Below are 394 nucleotides of genomic sequence, written 5' to 3'. Positions count from 1 at the left end.
GCCCTGGTCTGGGCCGCGCTAATGCCACGCGCCATGCCGAAGCGCAATGCATAACGAATGGATGGTTTGCCATGTCCCTTCTTGAAGTCGAGAACCTCGTCGTCGAATTTCCGGGCCGCCGCGGTACGCTGCGCGCGCTGGACGACATTTCCTTTTCGATCGCGCCCGGAGAGATCCTCGGGGTGGTGGGTGAATCCGGTGCGGGCAAGTCGCTGACCGGCGCGGCCATCATCGGGCTGCTGGAGCCGCCGGGCCGCGTGGCGGGCGGGCGCATCGTGCTGCAGGGCGAGCGCATCGACGACCTGCCGCCGCAGAAGATGCGCCACGTGCGCGGACGGCGCATCGGTGCCATCTTCCAGGACCCGCTCACGTCGCTGAACCCGCTCTACACCGT

The 394-nt window shown here is 67.5% G+C and carries 1 protein-coding gene; it reads left to right on the top strand.

The window, feature by feature from the left end:
• Window positions 1–71 precede the first annotated feature (71 nt).
• Window positions 72–394, top strand: a 323-nt coding sequence (locus KDK95_RS39140) for an ATP-binding cassette domain-containing protein (RefSeq protein WP_212522688.1), incomplete at its 3' end; no start/stop codon positions are given.

This window comes from Actinospica acidithermotolerans (assembly GCF_018139625.1).
Lineage (GTDB): Bacteria > Actinomycetota > Actinomycetes > Streptomycetales > Catenulisporaceae > Actinospica > Actinospica acidithermotolerans.
This window is presented reverse-complemented; position numbering and strand designations above follow the sequence as displayed.